Source organism: Spirillospora sp. NPDC029432 (assembly GCF_040703975.1).
Taxonomy (GTDB): Bacteria; Actinomycetota; Actinomycetes; order Streptosporangiales; family Streptosporangiaceae; genus Spirillospora.
On sequence record NZ_JBEZWH010000042.1, the window covers coordinates 17628 to 34088 of the forward strand.

At 74.1% G+C, this 16461-nt stretch carries 18 protein-coding genes; 6 read left to right on the forward strand and 12 right to left on the reverse strand.

The annotated features are described in order from the left end of the window. Positions 1 to 126 precede the first annotated feature (126 nt). The gene (locus AB0881_RS27595; protein WP_366621350.1) at positions 127 to 1584 is read left to right on the forward strand and encodes a sialidase family protein; all 1458 of its coding nucleotides are present in this window, start codon (positions 127 to 129) and stop codon (positions 1582 to 1584) included. 15 nt (positions 1585 to 1599) lie between these two features. Here AB0881_RS27595 and AB0881_RS27600 read toward each other — a convergent pair whose 3' ends face one another. Beyond that, a complete protein-coding gene (locus tag AB0881_RS27600) occupies positions 1600 to 1971 on the reverse strand; it encodes a DUF4267 domain-containing protein (RefSeq protein ID WP_366621352.1) in 372 nt (123 codons plus the stop codon). A gap of 90 nt (positions 1972 to 2061) precedes the next feature. Between AB0881_RS27600 and AB0881_RS27605 the strand changes: the two genes are divergently transcribed. After that, complete coding sequence (locus AB0881_RS27605; protein ID WP_366621354.1) at positions 2062 to 2646, forward strand: TetR/AcrR family transcriptional regulator; 585 nt, start codon at positions 2062 to 2064, stop codon at positions 2644 to 2646. 19 nt (positions 2647 to 2665) lie between these two features. Here AB0881_RS27605 and AB0881_RS27610 read toward each other — a convergent pair whose 3' ends face one another. Then, positions 2666 to 3811 carry a sporulation protein gene (locus AB0881_RS27610; RefSeq protein WP_366621356.1) on the reverse strand — a complete coding sequence of 382 codons (1146 nt, stop codon included), beginning with the start codon at positions 3809 to 3811 and terminating at the stop codon, positions 2666 to 2668. Between the two features lie 284 nt (positions 3812 to 4095). On the opposite strand from AB0881_RS27610, the gene AB0881_RS27615 reads away from it, so the two are divergent. Together AB0881_RS27615 and AB0881_RS27620 are read left to right on the forward strand one after the other, a co-directional pair. After that, positions 4096 to 5469, forward strand: a complete 1374-nt coding sequence (locus AB0881_RS27615) for a hemolysin family protein (RefSeq protein WP_366621358.1) — start codon at positions 4096 to 4098, stop codon at positions 5467 to 5469. Continuing rightward, a complete protein-coding gene (locus tag AB0881_RS27620) occupies positions 5466 to 6485 on the forward strand; it encodes a hemolysin family protein (protein ID WP_366621359.1) in 1020 nt (339 codons plus the stop codon). The genes AB0881_RS27615 and AB0881_RS27620 overlap by 4 nt, the downstream gene beginning before the upstream one ends. Positions 6486 to 6534: 49 nt before the next feature. On the opposite strand, the gene AB0881_RS27625 is transcribed toward AB0881_RS27620, so the two are convergent. From AB0881_RS27625 to AB0881_RS27640, 4 genes are all read right to left on the reverse strand, one after another. After that, entirely contained in the window at positions 6535 to 6900 is a 366-nt protein-coding gene (locus AB0881_RS27625) for an STAS domain-containing protein (protein ID WP_366621361.1), read from the reverse strand. Between the two features lie 88 nt (positions 6901 to 6988). After that, a complete protein-coding gene (locus AB0881_RS27630) occupies positions 6989 to 7777 on the reverse strand; it encodes a cytochrome c oxidase assembly protein (RefSeq protein ID WP_366621363.1) in 789 nt (262 codons plus the stop codon). Beyond that, on the reverse strand, positions 7777 to 8364 hold the full coding sequence (locus tag AB0881_RS27635; protein ID WP_366621365.1) for a DUF2243 domain-containing protein: 588 nt from the start codon (positions 8362 to 8364) through the stop codon (positions 7777 to 7779). The genes AB0881_RS27630 and AB0881_RS27635 overlap by 1 nt, the downstream gene beginning before the upstream one ends. 35 nt (positions 8365 to 8399) lie before the next feature. Continuing rightward, positions 8400 to 9560 carry a CoA transferase gene (locus AB0881_RS27640; RefSeq protein WP_366621367.1) on the reverse strand — a complete coding sequence of 387 codons (1161 nt, stop codon included), beginning with the start codon at positions 9558 to 9560 and terminating at the stop codon, positions 8400 to 8402. 87 nt (positions 9561 to 9647) lie between these two features. On the opposite strand from AB0881_RS27640, the gene AB0881_RS27645 reads away from it, so the two are divergent. Together AB0881_RS27645 and AB0881_RS27650 are read left to right on the forward strand one after the other, a co-directional pair. Next, positions 9648 to 10823, forward strand: a complete 1176-nt coding sequence (locus AB0881_RS27645; RefSeq protein ID WP_366621369.1) for an acyl-CoA dehydrogenase family protein — start codon at positions 9648 to 9650, stop codon at positions 10821 to 10823. A gap of 21 nt (positions 10824 to 10844) precedes the next feature. Continuing rightward, the gene (locus tag AB0881_RS27650; RefSeq protein WP_366621371.1) at positions 10845 to 11501 is read left to right on the forward strand and encodes a GntR family transcriptional regulator; all 657 of its coding nucleotides are present in this window, start codon (positions 10845 to 10847) and stop codon (positions 11499 to 11501) included. A 7-nt stretch (positions 11502 to 11508) separates the two neighbouring features. On the opposite strand, the gene AB0881_RS27655 is transcribed toward AB0881_RS27650, so the two are convergent. The 6 genes from AB0881_RS27655 to AB0881_RS27680 form a co-directional block, all read right to left on the reverse strand. Next, positions 11509 to 12744, reverse strand: a complete 1236-nt coding sequence (locus AB0881_RS27655) for a hypothetical protein (protein WP_366621373.1) — start codon at positions 12742 to 12744, stop codon at positions 11509 to 11511. Then, the gene (locus AB0881_RS27660) at positions 12741 to 13631 is read right to left on the reverse strand and encodes a formylglycine-generating enzyme family protein (protein ID WP_366621375.1); all 891 of its coding nucleotides are present in this window, start codon (positions 13629 to 13631) and stop codon (positions 12741 to 12743) included. Before AB0881_RS27660 ends, AB0881_RS27655 begins: the two co-directional genes overlap by 4 nt. Further along, a complete protein-coding gene (locus tag AB0881_RS27665) occupies positions 13628 to 13750 on the reverse strand; it encodes a hypothetical protein (protein ID WP_366621377.1) in 123 nt (40 codons plus the stop codon). Before AB0881_RS27665 ends, AB0881_RS27660 begins: the two co-directional genes overlap by 4 nt. 175 nt (positions 13751 to 13925) lie before the next feature. Further along, positions 13926 to 14069 (reverse strand): hypothetical protein, encoded by a 144-nt coding sequence (locus AB0881_RS27670; RefSeq protein ID WP_366621379.1) that lies wholly within the window; start codon positions 14067 to 14069, stop codon positions 13926 to 13928. Next, positions 14066 to 15721 carry a Coagulation factor 5/8 type domain-containing protein gene (locus AB0881_RS27675; protein WP_366621381.1) on the reverse strand — a complete coding sequence of 552 codons (1656 nt, stop codon included), beginning with the start codon at positions 15719 to 15721 and terminating at the stop codon, positions 14066 to 14068. The genes AB0881_RS27670 and AB0881_RS27675 overlap by 4 nt, the downstream gene beginning before the upstream one ends. Positions 15722 to 15800: 79 nt before the next feature. After that, complete coding sequence (locus AB0881_RS27680; RefSeq protein ID WP_366621383.1) at positions 15801 to 16421, reverse strand: TetR/AcrR family transcriptional regulator; 621 nt, start codon at positions 16419 to 16421, stop codon at positions 15801 to 15803. Between the last annotated feature and the right edge of the window lie 40 nt (positions 16422 to 16461).

Here is a 16461-nt window from a genome sequence, read left to right on the forward strand (position 1 = left end):
ATCCGCCGGATTCCGGAACGGGCTGCGGCTACCCCACCGGGAGTACGGGACATTGCGCCGAGCGCGGGACGACCGGGGCGAAACCGTGCTCGCACGATGGCGTCCACCGACTCGAAGGAGTGGACCATGCGACGTTCCCTCGCCGTCCTCACGGCCGTCCTGGCACCGGCGCTGATCGTGCCCGCGCCGCCGGCCGCCGCGGCCCCCGATCCCGGGCCGCGCCGGCTGTCCGGGCCGAGCCCGTTCGCCGGCTGCGCGCCGGGGAGCCTGGACCCGCACCTGGCCAAGGGCGCCGTCGAACCGGTGCTGGCCGCCCACCCGTCCGACCCGCGCCGCATCGCCGCCGTGTGGCCCCAGGACCACCAGCGCGGCGCGGTCGTCGCCGTCACCCGGGACGGCGGCCGGCACTGGACGCGCTCGGTCGTGCCCGGCCTCACCCGCTGCTCGGGCGGCCGCTACGACCACGTGGACGACCCCATGGCGACGTTCACCCGCGACGGCGGGCTCGTGGTGACGGGCGGCGTCTTCATGGACGACGACTCCGCCTCCGCGGCCCTGGCGGTCCGCTCCGACGACGGCGGCCGGACGTGGACGCGGCCGGCGGTCGTCGCCGAGGAGACCGACCCGCTCCAGGGCGGGCTCCTGGCCGGGCGGGCCGTGCCGGACCCGCGCCGCCCGAACGTCCTGTACATCGCGGGGCCGCGCTTCCCGGCCGAGGAGCGCACCCGCAACGAGGGCTGGATCAGCCGCAGCACGGACGGCGGCCGGACCTGGAGCCCGCCCCGCACCACCGTGACGGCGGATGAGGGCACCATGGTCACCGGGCACCGGCTGACCGTGCTGAACGACGGCTCGCTGCTCGACCTCCACACGCACGTGCGGTTCGGCGGCGGGCCCGGGCTGTCGGAGTACACCGTGCAGTCGGTGCGTTCGACCGACGGCGGCGCGACCTGGTCGGCGCCGCGGAAGGTGGGCGACTTCGGCACGAGGATCGCCATCCAGGACCCCGAGTCGGGCGAGCACGTCTCGCACACCACGAGCATCCTGTCCGACGTGGCGATCGACCGGCGGACCGGCCGGCTGTACGCGGCGTGGCAGGACGCGCGGTTCAGCGGCGGCGCCGCCGACGGTGTGGCGCTGACCAGCTCCGCGGACGGCGGCCGTACCTGGTCCGACCCGGTCAAGGCGAACCGGACGCCCGCGACCGTTCCGGCGCCGAACCAGCAGACATTCACCGTCTCGCTCGCCGTGGGCCGCGGCGGCACGGTCGCCGTCTCCTACTCCGACTTCCGCCACAACGACGCGGGCGAGCCGCTGCTCACGGACCGCTGGCTGGCCCGCTGCCGCCCGGCCTCGCCCGCGGCCTCGTGCGCGGACGCGGCGGCGAAGTGGAGCGAGACCCGGCTGACGAAGGCGTCGTTCGACATGCGCCGGGCCCCGCGCATCCCCGACGCGAACAGCCCGCGCGGCTACTTCCTGGGCGAGCAGATGGGCCTCATCGCCACCGGCGGCGGCTTCACGAGCGCCTGGTCCGTACCGGACGCCCCCGGCCGCGCCGCCGCGTACGCCGTCACGACCGGCTAGCACCGCCGGGCCAGGTCAGACAGCGAAGAGGAGGGCCGCGCTGAGGAGGACGGCCAGGGCGGTCGCGAAGTGGACGCCGAACGCGACCGCCCTGGTGCCGCCGTTGCGGAGCACGACGACCGTGTCGCCCAGCGGGTTGAGGGCGACGACGAGCATGTACCAGGCGGCGGCCTCGGCGCCGGCGAAGGCCAGCAGCGCCAGGCCGAGCAGTCCGTAGGAGCCGTCGCGCAACCCCTTGATCGTCAGGTACGCGAGATCGCCGTCGTCCTTGAGCGGGACGCCGTACCCGGCGGCGGAGGCGCGCGGGGCGAGCAGGAAGCGGGCCCCGATGAGGACGCAGAAGAGGCTGAGGACGGTGGCGAGACCGTAGGCGATCGGCGTGAGCATGGCTCTCTCCCAAATTTTCTAGCACTGCTAGTAGTGAGAGTGACGCTAACAGAGCACCGACAAAAGCGCTAGCGCTGCTAGAGTTGAGCCATGTCGATCCAGGCGCGCCGGCGGCGCGAGCGTGCGGAACGGGAAAAGCTGATCATCACCGCGGCCCGGGAGCTGGCCGAGGCCGAGGGCTGGGAGGCGGTGACGACCCGGCGGCTGGCCGACCGGATCGAGTACAGCCAGCCGGTCCTCTACAGCCACTTCAAGGGCAAGGACGCGATCATGACGGCGGTCGCCCTTGAGGGGTTCGCCGAGCTGGTCGGGGAGCTGCGCGCCGCCCGGACGGGCGCGCCGGACGCGGCCGGCGCGCTCGCCGGGGTCGCCGCGGCCTACGGGGCGTTCGCCGACCGGCACCCGGCCCTCTACGACGCGATGTTCCGCCGCGACCTGGACCTGGCGTTCGCCGCCGAGGACTCGCCCGCCGCGCTGAAGGCGGGCTTCGAGGAGCTGGCCGAGGCCGTCCGCCCGCACGCGGGCGGTGACGACCTCGGCCTGCTGACCGAGACGTTCTGGGCCGCGCTGCACGGCCTGGTGACGCTGGAGCGCGGCGGCAGGCTGCCGCGCGAGGCCCGCGAGCGCAGGCTCGCCCTGCTCCTGGGCCGCTTCGTCCGCGACGGCGCCGGATGACCGGGCGCGCGGCGGCCGGTCAGTCCTCGCCGCCCTCGAATGCCTCGGCCGCGTCCTCGTAAGCGGCCTCGTAGGCGTCTTCGTACGCGTCCTCGTAGGCGGCCTCGACCGCCTCTTCGACGGCGTTGCCGTACATGGCGGCCGCGGCGGCCTCGAACTCCCCGGAGCCCTCGTCCTCGCCATCGTCGCCATCGTCGTCGCCATCGTCGTCGTCATCGAGCAGTTCGTTGACGACCGCGCCCGCGACGAATCCGGCGGCGGCGCCGCCCACGGCGCCGGCGGCCACACCGCCCCAGCTGGGGCCGCCGGAACCATGACCGCCGGAACCATGGCCGCCCGAGCCGTGGCCGTGCTCGTACGGCGCGTGCGCGAAGCCCGGGTGGCCGCCGGACAGGTGGCCGACCACCGCCTCCAGCCAGCCGATCAGCTCCTGCTCCCAGGACATGTGGAGCGCCTGGTCGTGGGAGACGTGGAACCGGCCGAAGGTGTCGCCCCCTTCGGAGAACAGGTCGCCCCGCCGGTCGGCCTCAAGGATCACCGCCATGCCGGACGGGTCGGCGACGAAGGTCAGCTCGACCTCCTCGACGTGCCCGGCGTACCGGTGGGGAGGATGGAACTCGATCTCCTGGTAGAAGGGCAGCGCCTGGTCCACCCCGGCGATGCGGCCGCGCTCCAGGTCGGCGCCCTTGAACGCGAAGCCCAGCGCGGCGAACGCGTCCAGCACCCGCTGCTGGGACGGCAGCGGCACCACCGACACCGGGTCCAGGTCGCCCCCGTCGCGGCGGCCGGCGACGTCCAGGTCGGTGCGCAGCCCCAGGGCCATGCCGTGCAGGTGCTGCCCGTACACCTCGGTCAGCGGCAGCTCCCACGGGAGGGGGAGCTGGAACGGAACGCCGCGGAACTCGCTCGCGCCCAGCGTGAACCCGCCCGCGATCGCCACCCGGTGGAACTCCAGGCCCGCTTCGCCCTCGTGGTCGCCGTACTCGGTCTCGACCCGGGTGACCAGGCTCAGCGCCACCTCGTTGACGATGACGTCCTGGCCGCCGCCCTGGAGGCGCACCTCGCCGGCCAGGTGATCGCCCGGCCGGCAGTGCGCGGACGCCGGTTCCGTCTCGACGGACGGGCCGCCCCCGCCGAACAGTCCGGAGAGCTGCCTGAAGACCATCGGTCCCCCACTCGTACGCGATTGTGCCCACACTTGCTACGACACTTGTAGCAGAAAGCTCGGCGCCCGGCGGGGCGATCTCTGACACGCCGTCGCGGCGGCTCCCGCACGCGGCCCGCGCATGATGCACTTGACCTGCGAGTTCGGCCGCGTCCCTGGAATTGGAACTACTCGACTACATTTGTCGTTGACGCAGGTGATCCCGTTCGACCCAAGAGAGCCATGGAACCCGATTTACTGACCACGGCACGACCCCACCCCGCTGACCCCGCGGCGGTCCGCCGATGACCGCCGTACTCTCCCTGCTGCTGGGCGTGGCGGTGGTCCTGGTGATCACCGCGGCGACGGGCTACTTCGTCGCCCAGGAGTTCGCGTACATGGCCGTGGACAGGTCCCGGCTGAACGCCCGCGCGGACGGCGGCGACGGCGCCGCCGGGCGCGCCCTCGCGGTGACCCGGCGCACCTCGTTCATGCTGTCCGGCGCCCAGCTCGGCATCACGGTGACCGGCCTGCTCGTCGGGTACGTCGCCGAACCGCTGATCGGCCGCGCGCTCGGCGACATCCTCGGCGTCACCGGCGTCCCGGAGGGCACCGGCGTCGCGGTCGGCACCGTCCTCGCGCTCGCGCTGTCCACGCTGGTGCAGATGCTGTTCGGCGAGCTGTTCCCCAAGAACCTGGCGATCGCCCGGCCGGAGCCCGTCGCGCGGTGGCTGTCGCGCTCCACCCTCGTCTACCTGAAGGTGTTCGGCCGGCTGATCTGGGTCTTCGACCAGTCGTCCAACCTGCTGCTGCGGCTGCTGCGCATCGACCCCGTGCACGACGTCGAGCACGCGGCCACCGAGCGGGACCTGGAGCACATCGTCGCCGACTCCCGGCGCAGCGGCGACCTGCCGCCCGACCTGTCGATGCTGCTGGACCGCATCCTGGACTTCCCGCGGCGGGACGTGGAGCACGCGATGATCCCCCGGGCCCATGTCGACACCGTCGACGAGCACGAGACGGTCGGGGACGTCCGGCGCGAGATGAGCACCGGCCATTCGCGCTACCCCGTGCTCGACGAGGACGAGCACGTGACCGGGGTGGTGCACCTGGACGAGGTGCTGGCCGCCGCCGACCCGGACCTGCCGGTGTCGTCGATCATGCGTCCCGCCATCGTGCTGCCGACGCTGATGGCGCTGCCGGACGCGCTGGACCGGCTGGCCGGCGAGCACCAGCAGCTCGCCTGCGTGATCGACGAGTTCGGCGGCTTCGCCGGCATCCTCACCCTGGAGGACCTGGCCGAGGAGCTGGTCGGCGAGATCACCGACGAGCACGACACCGGCGAGGCCGAGCCCACCGCCACCGCCGTCGGCGACGCCTGGATCATCCCCGGCGAGTTCCACATCGACGAGGTCGAGCGCACCATCGACCACCGGCTCCCCGAGGGCGACTACGAGACGATCGCGGGCCTGGTGATCGCCGAGTACGGGGCGCTGCCCGAGCCCGGCACCGAGCTGGACATCCGGCTGCCCGCCGACCCGGCGGACCTGGCGCACACCGACGACCCGCCCGCCCGGTACGTCCACGTCCAAGTACTGGAGGTCGACAACCACGTGCCCTCGTCCATCCGGCTCCAGGTGGCGGCGGGGCCGCGCGGCGCGGGCGAGGAGGAGCGATGAGCAACCCCTGGGCCGTGCTCGCCGCGACCATTCTGATCATCGGGGCGAGCGCGTTCTTCGTCGCCATCGAGTTCGCGCTCATCGCCGCCAAGCGGCACCGGCTGGAGGACGCCGCGCCCACCAGCCGGGCGGCGCGGGCCGCGCTGCGCAGCTCGTCCGAGCTGACCGTGCTGCTGGCCGGCGCGCAGCTCGGCATCACCGTGTGCACGCTGGCGCTGGGCGCGATCACCAAGCCCGCCGTCCACCACTGGCTGACCCCGCTGCTGGAGCACACGGGGCTGCCCCTGTGGGCGGCGGACGTGGCCGGCTTCGTACTGGCGCTGATCATCGCCACGTTCCTGCACCTGGTGATCGGCGAGATGGCGCCCAAGTCCTGGGCCATCGCCCACCCGGAACGGTCCGCGACGCTGCTGGCGCTGCCGATGCGGGCGTTCATGTGGCTGACCCGCCCGCTCCTGAACGGCCTGAACCGCGCCGCGAACCGGTGCCTGCGCCGGGTCGGCGTCGAACCGGCCGACCAGGTCGCCGCGGGCCAGGACCCGGCCGCGCTGCGCCACCTGGTCGAGCACTCCGCGAACGTCGGCGCGCTGGACGCCGCGTACTCGACCCAGCTGTCCAAGGCGCTGGAGCTGGAGGACCTGCGCATCGGCGACCTGGTCCCCGGGCGCCGCGCGCTCACGGCCGTCCCCGCCGGCGCCACCGTCGCCGACGTCCAGGAGGCCGGGCGGGCCTCCGGGCACCTGCGCATCCTGGTGACCGGTGCGGGCACGGCCTGGAGCGTGGTCCACGTCCGCGACACCCTGACCGAGCCCGGGACCGCCGGGATCGGCCACCTGGCGCGGCCGGCGTTCCGGGTTCCGGCGGACACGACCGTCTACAGCGTGCTGGCCCAGATGCGCGAGACCGGCAACCAGCTGGCGCTCATCACCCGGGACGGGGAGATCCTCGGCGTCGTCACGATCACCGACATCCTCCGCCGGCTCTTCACCCGGCCCGGGACACCGGCGGGCCGCTGAGCACGGGTCCCTGAGCACGGGCTCCTGAGCACGGGCCGGGCGGGCGGCGTCAGTCGTCGCCTGCCCGGTCCGCCATGTGCGCGAGCACGGCCATCTCCACCGACCGGTAGATCGGGAACAGCCGGGTCAGGGCGGTGATCCGCAGGACCTCGCGCAGGTGCGGGCTGACGCCGACCAGCGTAATCGTCCCTTCCAGCGGGGCGAGCACGCGCTGGATGGCGGTGAGCACCTGCAGGCCGGTGGAGTCGATGAAGGAGATCGCGGTCAGGTCCAGGACCAGGTGCCGGGCACCGCCGGCGATCAGGCTGGCCAGCCGGTCGCGCAGGCCGGGGCTGGTGACGGCGTCGACCTGCCCCGCCAGCGTCACCACGACGACACCCTCGGGTGCCCGAACCTCCACTGCCAAATCCAGCACTCGCCCTCCACGGCCGGGTCCTCCTGATACCCGGCAGCCTGCACCACAATCTCCCGCACCGCCGAACCGGGCTGGTCAGCGCCGTTCCCTAGGGACGGACGGGCCCGGCGAGGCGCCTCGGGGCGGGGCGCCAGGTGGCGACCAGGGCGGCGGCCAGGAGGAGCTCGGCGATGTCGCCGCCGTAGTACATGAGCTCCGCGGCGCCGCGCACCTGGTCGGCGGGCGCGTTCACATCGACGAGGAAGCCGCCGTACATGAGCTGGGAGATGACGGCGTGGCCGGCGATCGCGACGCCCAGCACCAGGATGCGGGCGGGCACGCCCGGACGGGCGGGCGCGGGGTCGGGCCCGGCGACGGCCCAGGCGAACAGGCAGCCCGAGGCGAGGAAGTGGGCGTGCACCGCCCAGTGCAGGGACGGGCGGGCTGCGGCGGCGTCGTACAGCGGGGTGAAGTACAGCACGGCCAGGCCGCCCGTGCTCAGCAGCAGCGCGGTCACCGGGTGGCCGGCGACGGCGGCGGGGCGGCTGCGCAGAACAGCGGTCAGCCGCCGCGCCCGGGCGGGCGGCAGGGCGCGCAGCAGCACGGTGACCGGGGCGCCGAGCACCAGCGCCAGCGGCGCGTACATCCCGATGAGCAGGTGCTGGAGCATGTGGCCGCGGAAGTCGTGGTGGGCGAACGGGGCCACCGGCGGGAGCAGGGCCGCCGCGAGGAGCGCGCAGCCGGTGAGGAACGACGCCGTCCGCAGCCGCGGATGCGGCCTGCCCCCGGTCCCGGCGCGTACGAGCAGCAGGTAGGCGGCGGCGAGCAGCAGGACTCCGGCGGCGGGAAGCACCACCGCCCACGGGACGCCGCCGCCACCGCCGCCGTGCTCGTGCATCAGCGCGTCCCGGCGCCGGGGCCGGTGCCAGGGGCGCGGTCGGTGTCAGGGGTGCGCTCGGTGTCGTCGTCGACGAATCCGCCGCCGCGCCGGAGCAGGTATCCGGCGGCGAGCAGCACCGCGCCCAGGACCAGGAAGCCGATGTCCCACCATGTCTGGTTCGGACCGCCGCGGACATGGTGGATGCCCAGGACATGGTGGTCGATGACGCCCTCGACGAGGTTGAACAGGCCCCAGCCCGCCAGCACCCAGCCCCACAGCACCCGCGAGCCCCACACCCGCCGGCGCCGCCGCGTCACCCGCGCGTACAGGAGGGCGAGCCCGGCCAGCACCGACAGCCAGCAGACGACGTGGAAGAGGCCGTCCCACACCGTGTTCATCTCCAGGCCTGACACGGTGCGGGGCGAGTAGTACCGGACCCCGATGTTGTCGGAGTCGGTGCCCGTGAGCATGTGGTGCCACTGGAGGAGCTGGTGCAGCAGGATGCCGTCGACGAAGCCGCCGAGGCCCACGCCCAGCACGATGCCCGGCAGGCGCAAGCTCACCGGCCGTGCCGCCACCGCGGCCGGGCGCTCGGTTGCGGTCATGGCGTCCTTCTAACCGGAGCCGCCCGGCCTAACCATCACCCGCCGCGATGGGCCGCCTCGGGCGACTCGGTGCGCTCCGAGGGGCGTTCGTCCAGGGCCGGCGGGGCCGAGCGGTACGTGGGCGGGGTCGCCGACAGCCCGATCGGGTTGCGGGTGAGGCGGGCGGCGGTGCCGTCCGGGCGGGGGACCTCGACGACGGGATCGAGGCCGAGGGACTCGGCCAGCGCGAAGGCGCCGGCGATGTCGTTCACCTGCCCGGCCGGTACGCGCGCCGCGGTGAGCCGCTCGACCCAGACGGCGGCGGGTTCGGCGGACAGCGCGGCCACCAGGAGGGGGCGCAGCTCGTCGCGGTGGGCGACGCGGGCGGCGTTGGTCGCGAAGCGCGGGTCGGCGGCCAGCCCGGGCCGGCCGATGATCTCCGCGAGCGCGCCGAACTGGCGGTCGTTGCCGACGGCCAGGACGAGGTCGCCGCCGCCGGTGGGGAGCAGCTCGTACGGGGCGACGCTCGGGTGCGCGTTGCCCATCCGGCCCGCGACGCTGCCCGCGAGGGTGTACGCCGAGCCCTGGTTGGCGAGCGCGGCCAGCAGGCAGGACAGCAGGTTCACCTCGACGCGCTGGCCCTCGCCGGTGCGCTCGCGGTGGCGTACGGCGGCGAGGACGCCGACGCTCGCGAACAGGCCGCTGATCACGTCGACCAGCGCGACCCCGGCCTTCTGCGGCTCCCCGGCGGGGTCGCCGGTGATGCTCATCAGGCCGCCGAGCGCCTGGATGAGCAGGTCGTAGCCGGGCAGCCCGGCCCCGGCGCCGGTGCCGAAGCCGGTGATCGAGCAGTAGACGAGGCCGGGCGAGTCCGCGCTCAGCGCGTCGTAGCCGAGGCCGAGGCGGTCCATGACGCCGGGGCGGAAGTTCTCCACGACGACGTCGGCGCCGGCGGCCAGCTCCCGGGCGCGGGCGGCGCCGGCCGCGGTGCCCAGGTCCAGGACGACGCTGTCCTTGTTGCGGTTGGCGGCCTGGTAGTAGGTCGACGTCCCGTACTCGTCGTACGGCGGGCCCCACGCCCGGGTGTCGTCGCCGGTGCCGGGGCGCTCGATCTTGGTGACGGCCGCGCCGAGGTCGGCGAGGACCATCGTCGCGAGCGGTCCGGCGAGCACGCGCGAGAAGTCGACTATGCGCAGATCGTCCAGGGCATGAGGCATGTACGAGGCCTTTGTCAGGTTCAGCGGCTATGTGCGATTATCGAGTTTAGATTTTCGAAGATTACCCCGCAATGAGAGGCGGCGGCGATGAGCGAGCCCGGCCCCCTGGCCCCCCTGGACTTCCTGGACATCGACCACTCCCTGTCCGACGAGGAGCGCGACATCCGCGACACCGTCCGGGCGTTCGTGGCCGACCGCGTCGTGCCGCACGCCGGCGACTGGTTCGACGAGGCGCGCATCCCCCGCGAGCTGCCGGGCGAGCTGGGCAAGCTCGGCGTGTACGGGATGCACCTGGAGGGCTACGGCTGCGCGGGCACCAGCGCCACCGCGTACGGCCTGGCCTGCATGGAGCTGGAGGCCGGTGACAGCGGCGTGCGGAGCATGGTGTCGGTGCAGGGCTCGCTGGCGATGTACGCGATCTGGCGCTGGGGCTCGGAGGAGCAGAAGACCCGCTGGCTGCCCGGCATGGCGGCCGGCGAGACGCTCGGCTGCTTCGGGCTGACCGAGCCGGACGCCGGCTCCGACCCGGGCGCCATGCGCACCCGCGCGCGCCGGGACGGCGACGGCTGGGTCCTCGACGGCCGCAAGATGTGGATCACCAACGGATCGATCGCCGACGTGGCCGTGGTGTGGGCGGCGACCGACGAGGGCGTCCGCGGGTTCCTCGTCCCGGCCGGCACCCCCGGCTTCACCGCGCCGGAGATCCGCAAGAAGATGTCGCTGCGCGCCTCGGTGACGTCCGAACTCGTCCTGGACGGCGTGCGGCTCCCCGCCGACGCCGTGCTCCCCGAGGTGTCCAGCCTCCGCGGCCCGCTGTCCTGCCTGAACGAGGCCCGCTACGGCATCGTCTGGGGCGCCGCCGGCGCCGCCCGCGCCTGCTTCGAGGCGGCGCTCGCGTACGCCAAGGAGCGCACCGCGTTCGGCAAGCCGATCGCCGGGACGCAGATCCAGCAGCAGAAGCTCGCCGCCATGGCGCTGGAGGTCAACCGCGCGACGCTCACCGCCCTGCACCTCGGCCGGCTGAAGGACGCCGGCCGGCTGCGCCCCGAGCAGATCAGCATGGGCAAGCTCGGCAACGTCAACGCCGCGCTGGAGGTCGCCCGCACCGCCCGCCAGGTCCTCGGCGCGAACGGGATCTCGCTGGAGTACCCGGTCATCCGGCACATGAACAACCTGGAGTCGGTCGTCACGTACGAGGGCACCGCCGACGTCCACGCCCTGGTGATCGGCGGTGCGCTGACCGGCATCCAGGCGTTCCGCTGACCCGTGGATATGCTTCCGGCGGTGAACGGTCCCGCGATTCCCTCGGTTCCCACCGCCCAGCAGCACGCCGTCGACTCGCTGCGGCGCCTCATGGTGTCGGGCGCGCTGCGGCCCGGGCAGCGCGTCAACCAGGAGGACGTCGCGGCGCGGGCCGGGCTCAGCGTCGCGCCGGTGCGGGAGGCGCTGCGCGTCCTGGAGCAGGAGGGCCAGCTCACCTACCGGCCGCGGCGCGGCTACTTCGTCACCGAGCTCCAGTACGACGACCTGCGCGAGATCTACGAGCTGCGCAAGGTCCTGGAGGAGCGCGCGGCCCGGCACGCGCTGCCGACGATGGACGCCGGCACCCTGGAGCGCGTCGAGGAGGCCGCCCGCGCCTGCGCGGAGGCCGCCGCGGCCGGTGACGTGGCCGCCGAGCTGGCCGCCAACCGCACGTTCCACTTCGCGATCGTCGAGGCGCCGGGCCAGCCGCACGTCCTGCGGCTGATCCGGCTGCTGTGGGACTCGACCGAGGTGTACCGGGCGATGTACTACAACCTGCCGGAGGAGCGGACGGCGTCGGTGCACGCCCACGACCGCATCCTCGACGCCCTCCGCGCCGGCGACGCCGACCGCCTCGTCCGCGAGCTCGACGACCACCGGGACCGGGCCCTGGAGGTCCTGCACCGCGTCCTCACCTGACCGGCCGTCACCAGGGGCTGGTCGAGAGGCCGTCCGGCCAGTCCTCCGGCTCGGCGATCCACCCGGCGAGCAGGGCCAGGCCGCTGGGGCGGTGCCGGGCGACGCAGCCGAACGGCCGGTCGAACCTCGCCGACACGAACGGGGCGCGCGACATCGGTATACCGGCGGCGGCGACCGCGAAGGCGGTGACGGCCGCGGCCTTGAACCCCTCGGCGGTGAACGTGGCGGTGACGTCCTGCCTGGCCTGGTCGACCCGCAGCGGGACGCGGCTGATGCCGGGGAAATGGCCGCGGGGATCCCCGTCGGAGACGGTGGCCAGCCCGAACAGCCCGGCGCGTTCCAGCAGGTCGTGCTCCGCGGCGAGGTCGAACCGCACGGTGGTCACGCTCAGCGTCGGCTCCGGCGTGAACGCGTCGATCGTGAACACCCCGACGCCCGGCACGGCCCCGGCCCGAGCCCGTTCCAGCAGCTCCTCGCCCTGGCGCACCGGGTGGTGGCCGCCGGTCGCCTCCACCGCGGCGGCGAGCACCTCGCCCGCCGGGCGCTCCGGCTCGCCGAGGCACAGGACCACGTCGACGTCGTCCTCGCCCGCCACGGTCAGCAGCGTGACCGGCCCCGCCGGGGTCTCGGCGAGCGCGAGCGGCCCGAGGTCGCGGCCCGTCCGGGACAAACCCGCCGCGTCCCGCGCCCGCCCTCCCCAGGGACCCCGCTCGATGCGGAGCGGGACGTTCTGGAACGGCTGCCGCCACCGCGTGTCGACGCTCAGCGCCGTGGCCAGCACCAGCAGCGTGTCCGGCCGCACCTCGATCGGCATCCGGGTCAGCCGGCCGCCGGTGTGCCGCTCCACCCACCCGTCCAGCCGGGCCTGGCCGGCGGGGTCGCAGCTCAGCTCGCCCCGGGAGCCCTCGGGGACGGCCTCCCGCCACGACGGCTCCAGCGGAAGATCGGCCCGCGCCCACACCCCGAGCGCGCCGCTCGCCGCGGTGCTGCCGTCCAGGAGGCCCAGCAGCTCGCGCGCGTGCTTGCCGCCGAGCGCGGCGTCCACCCCGGCGGCCTCCCGCAACTCGGCGCGCCCCGGCTCCCGGGCCGCGCCGGAGAGCAGCGCCAGGAGCGGCCACAGCCCGGCCGCCGAGAGCGCACCGGCCCGGCCCGTGAACGCGGCCCGCGCCCACCTGGCCGTCAGGGCGTTGGACGCGCGGACGCTCTCGCCGGTCATCGGCGTCTCCTCTTCCTCGGTCGTCACCGCACGTAGCGGAAGCCGGTGTTGCCGGCGGAACTGTCGGGGGAATTGCTCGTACGGGCCGCGACGCGGTAGCGGTTGCAGTACGACTCGTGGCACAGGTAGGAGCCGCCGCGCAGCGCTCTGCCCTCGCCCCAGGGGTCGGCGCACCATTCCCACACGTTCCCGACCATGTTGTAGAGGCCGTGGCCGTTGGGCTCGTACGCGGTGACCGGCGCCGTTCCCTTGTAGCCGTCCTCGGCGGTGTTGCGGGTGGGGAAGTGGCCCTGCCAGATGTTGCAGCGGTGCTCGCCGTCCGGGGTGAGCTCGTCGCCCCAGGGGTAGCGCCTGCCCTCCAGGCCGCCGCGCGCCGCGTACTCCCATTCGGCCTCGGTGGGGAGGCGGACTCCGGCCCAGTCGCAGTACGCCGCGGCGTCGTTCCACGAGACGTGGACGACCGGGTGGTCGCCGCGGCCCTCCAGCGTCGAGCCGGGCCCTTCCGGGTGCCGCCACCAGGCGCCGCCGACCCCGCACCACCACGGCGCGCGGTCGGGGCGGGGCGACACGCGGCGGACGGCGCCGGGCAGGAAGCCGGCGAAGACGTACGACCAGCCGAACCGCTCGGCGTCCGTCCGGTACCCCGTGGCGTCGGCGAACGCCGCGAACTCGTCGTTGGTCGCCGCGTACGCCGAGATCTCGAACGGGCCGACGGCGGCCTCGCGCACCGGCCCCTCGCCGTCGCCGGGGTTGGCGTCGCGGTCGTCGGTCCCCATGAGGAACGGGCCGCCCGGGAGCCGCACCAGGTTCTCCGGCTCGGGCGCGCCCGCCCGGGGCGGCCGGAGCGCCCGGGGCGGCGGTGCGGCGGCTTCTGCGGTACGGGGAGGGGCGCAGCAGGGGCGTTCCGCGGTCACAGGGTCCTCAGGTCGGCGGCGATGGCGTGCAGCGTATCGCGGTCGATCATGCCCACCGCCAGTCCGGCGATCTCCAGCAGGGAGAACGGCAGCGCCTCGGGCAGCAGCGGGCTGTCCATGAGCGCCCCCAGATGCCTGCGGAGGACGGCCTCAGGTGCCTGCGGAGGACGGCCTCAGGTGCCTGCGGAGGACGGCCTCGGCGAGCAGGTCGCGGGTGGGCGTCCGCACGCCGAGGCGGGACGCGGGGAACTCGGCGGCGGAGAGCGGCGGCTCCCCGGACGCGGCGACCTGGTCCTACTGGGCCCGGACGAGCAGCAGCCAGTAGCCGAACCACGCGAGCGCGTACCCGAGCAGCCGGCCGCGCCCCACCTCGCGGGCGCCGCCGTGGACGGCCGGCCCGGCGGCGCCGGCCGTCCTGGTGGAGGCCGGTTCGCTCACTCGGCTCCCGCCTGCGCGCTCTCTGTGCGCCGCCACATCTGCAGGTACGCCTCCGCGCCCCGCGCCATGTCGGCGATGATCTCGGGGCCGCCGATCGTGCGCATGTCGGCGATCCAGTCGGGGACGAGGCCGTAGTTGGCGACGCCGTCGGTGTTGACGTCCCAGGTGCGCAGGCCGGTGCGCTGCCGGTCGAGCGTCACGGCCGGGTCGATCGGCGAGGTGAACGGGTAGCGCACCCCGTTCTCCCCGTTGCCCGCGCGCGGCGGCGGCAGCGGGCCCATGCCGTTGGCGTCGAGGCCGTAGCCGTACCCGAAGGCGAAGCGGGGGTCGCGGAACGCCTTGTTGCGCCGCCACTCCGCGACGAACCCGTCCGCCGCGTGGCCGTACCCGGTGATCATCCCGCCGAGCGCGTAGATGCGGCGGGCGTAGTTCCCGTCCGTCCAGCTGTGGGAGGAGACGACGCCCGAGTAGCGCTCCCTCTCCAGGAGATCGAGGGTCTGCCCGGCCGCCTTGACGCTCATGTGGTCGATCTCGACGATCATGTTCCGCTCGATCATGCCCTTGACCATGTGCGCGCCGAGGTCGGTGAGGCCGTGGACGTTGCAGTGCGGCGGGCTCGGATACAGCGGCACCGTGATCCCCGCCTGGCCCAGCCCGGCCAGCGGCCCGCGCAGCAGGTCGCCGAGCCCGCCGGCGGGCTGGATCGCGTTGTCGTGCTCGCGGCCGGCGCACTGCTCGACCTGCCAGAACCGGCCGGTGCCGAGGAAGTTGCCGAGGTTGATGACGGCCCCGGCGGCGTCGCCGTCGAACCGCACCCCGCACAGCGCGTTGTCGAACTTGTGGCACAGGAACATCGAGCTGACGCCGAGGTCCTTCATCTCGTCCAGGCCGCGGTCGATCCGCTCGCGCGTGCAGTTCGCCGCGTCGCCGCTCTTGCGGCAGCCGAACGGCTCGGACGTCTCGACGCCGAGCACCACGGCGAGCCTGCCCGCCTCGATCACCCGCCGGGCCTCCTGCGACCCGGTCACGATCCGGAACCAGCCCTTGCCGGGGCCGCCGTTCCGCCGGTCGATGTAGTCCTGCATCTCCCTCATGCGCCGCGCCTGGAGCCGGATGGAGTCCATCTCGTCGCAGCCGGTGCGCTTGAGCGGGTAGATCTCGCAGATCTGGCGGTTGGCCACCAGGTGGTTGACCAGGACGCGCTGGCCGGCGCGCCAGGAGCGTTCGAGCCAGGCGTGGTACGCCTGCTGGTGGGTGCGCGAGTTCCAGGCGGGCCAGTCCCGGAACGTGGGCCAGCCGGCGGGGTCGTGCGTGCCGAGCGGCGAGCCGTTCTTGAGGAGGTTCTCGAACCAGGCGAGCGCGCCGTTGCCGGCGTGGTCGGGACAGTCGCGCAGGGCCTCGGGGGCGCCGCCCTCGGCGAACGGCTTCCCGCACATGAGCATGCCGCCGAACGCCTCGTACGACATGAGGTGGCTGTGCGCGTCGATGTAGCCGCGCACCTCGCCGGAGGGGGTCGTGCCCGCGAACGGGCCGGCGGCGGGCGCGGGGACGGGGGCGGCTTGGGCGGGCGGCGCCGGCGGCAGCAGGCAGGCGCCCACCAGGGCGGCGACGAGGGGGACGGAGGCGGAACGGCGATGCGGGCGTCTTGACATGGGGCACCTCGACCATGGGGAGCGTTCCACGGGCCTTGAGGTGAGAGATATCACCGATCCGAAGAAAAGTGAACAACCCTCATGTTACGGGTGGGGCCGCCGTGATGTCGGTGAAGTAGGCGCGCAGCATCCGGGCCCCGAGGGCGATCACGGCGGGGTCGCCCTCCTCGGACGCCTGGAACGCCAGCCGCAGCAGGCCGTCGCTGGACGTGATCGCGACCAGCAGCACCCGCCGGTGGTCGGGCAGCTCCGGGAGCCCGGCCTCCCGCGTGGCCACCTCGTACAGCCGCGCGGCCATCTCCTCGTCGATCCGGCGGACGAGCTCGGTGTCGATCGAGCCGGTGTCGCGGAAGTCGGCCACGAAGAACCCCGCCACGCTGCGGCGCAGCGCGAGGCTCTCCTCGTAGACCACGACGGCCGCGTCCGCCCAGGTCTCCACGGGATCGGCCGCGAGGCGCTCCTGGAGCCGGCCGAGCAGCACGGCGAGGTGGCGCATCGCCAGCTCGTGCAGCAGCCCGGACTTGCCGTCGAAGAACTGGTACAGCGTGCCGATCGGCACCTCCGCGCGGCGGGCGACGTCCCGCGTGGTCAGCGCCTCCTGGCCGACCTCGGCCAGGAGTTCGGCGCAGGCGTCGAGGAGCCGCTCGAAGCGCTCGGCGCTGCGGCGCTGCGCGGGCCTGCGGCGTACTCCACCGGACATGGCGGTCCCCCCGGGCGTTAGAAACATGACGCTGTCTCAT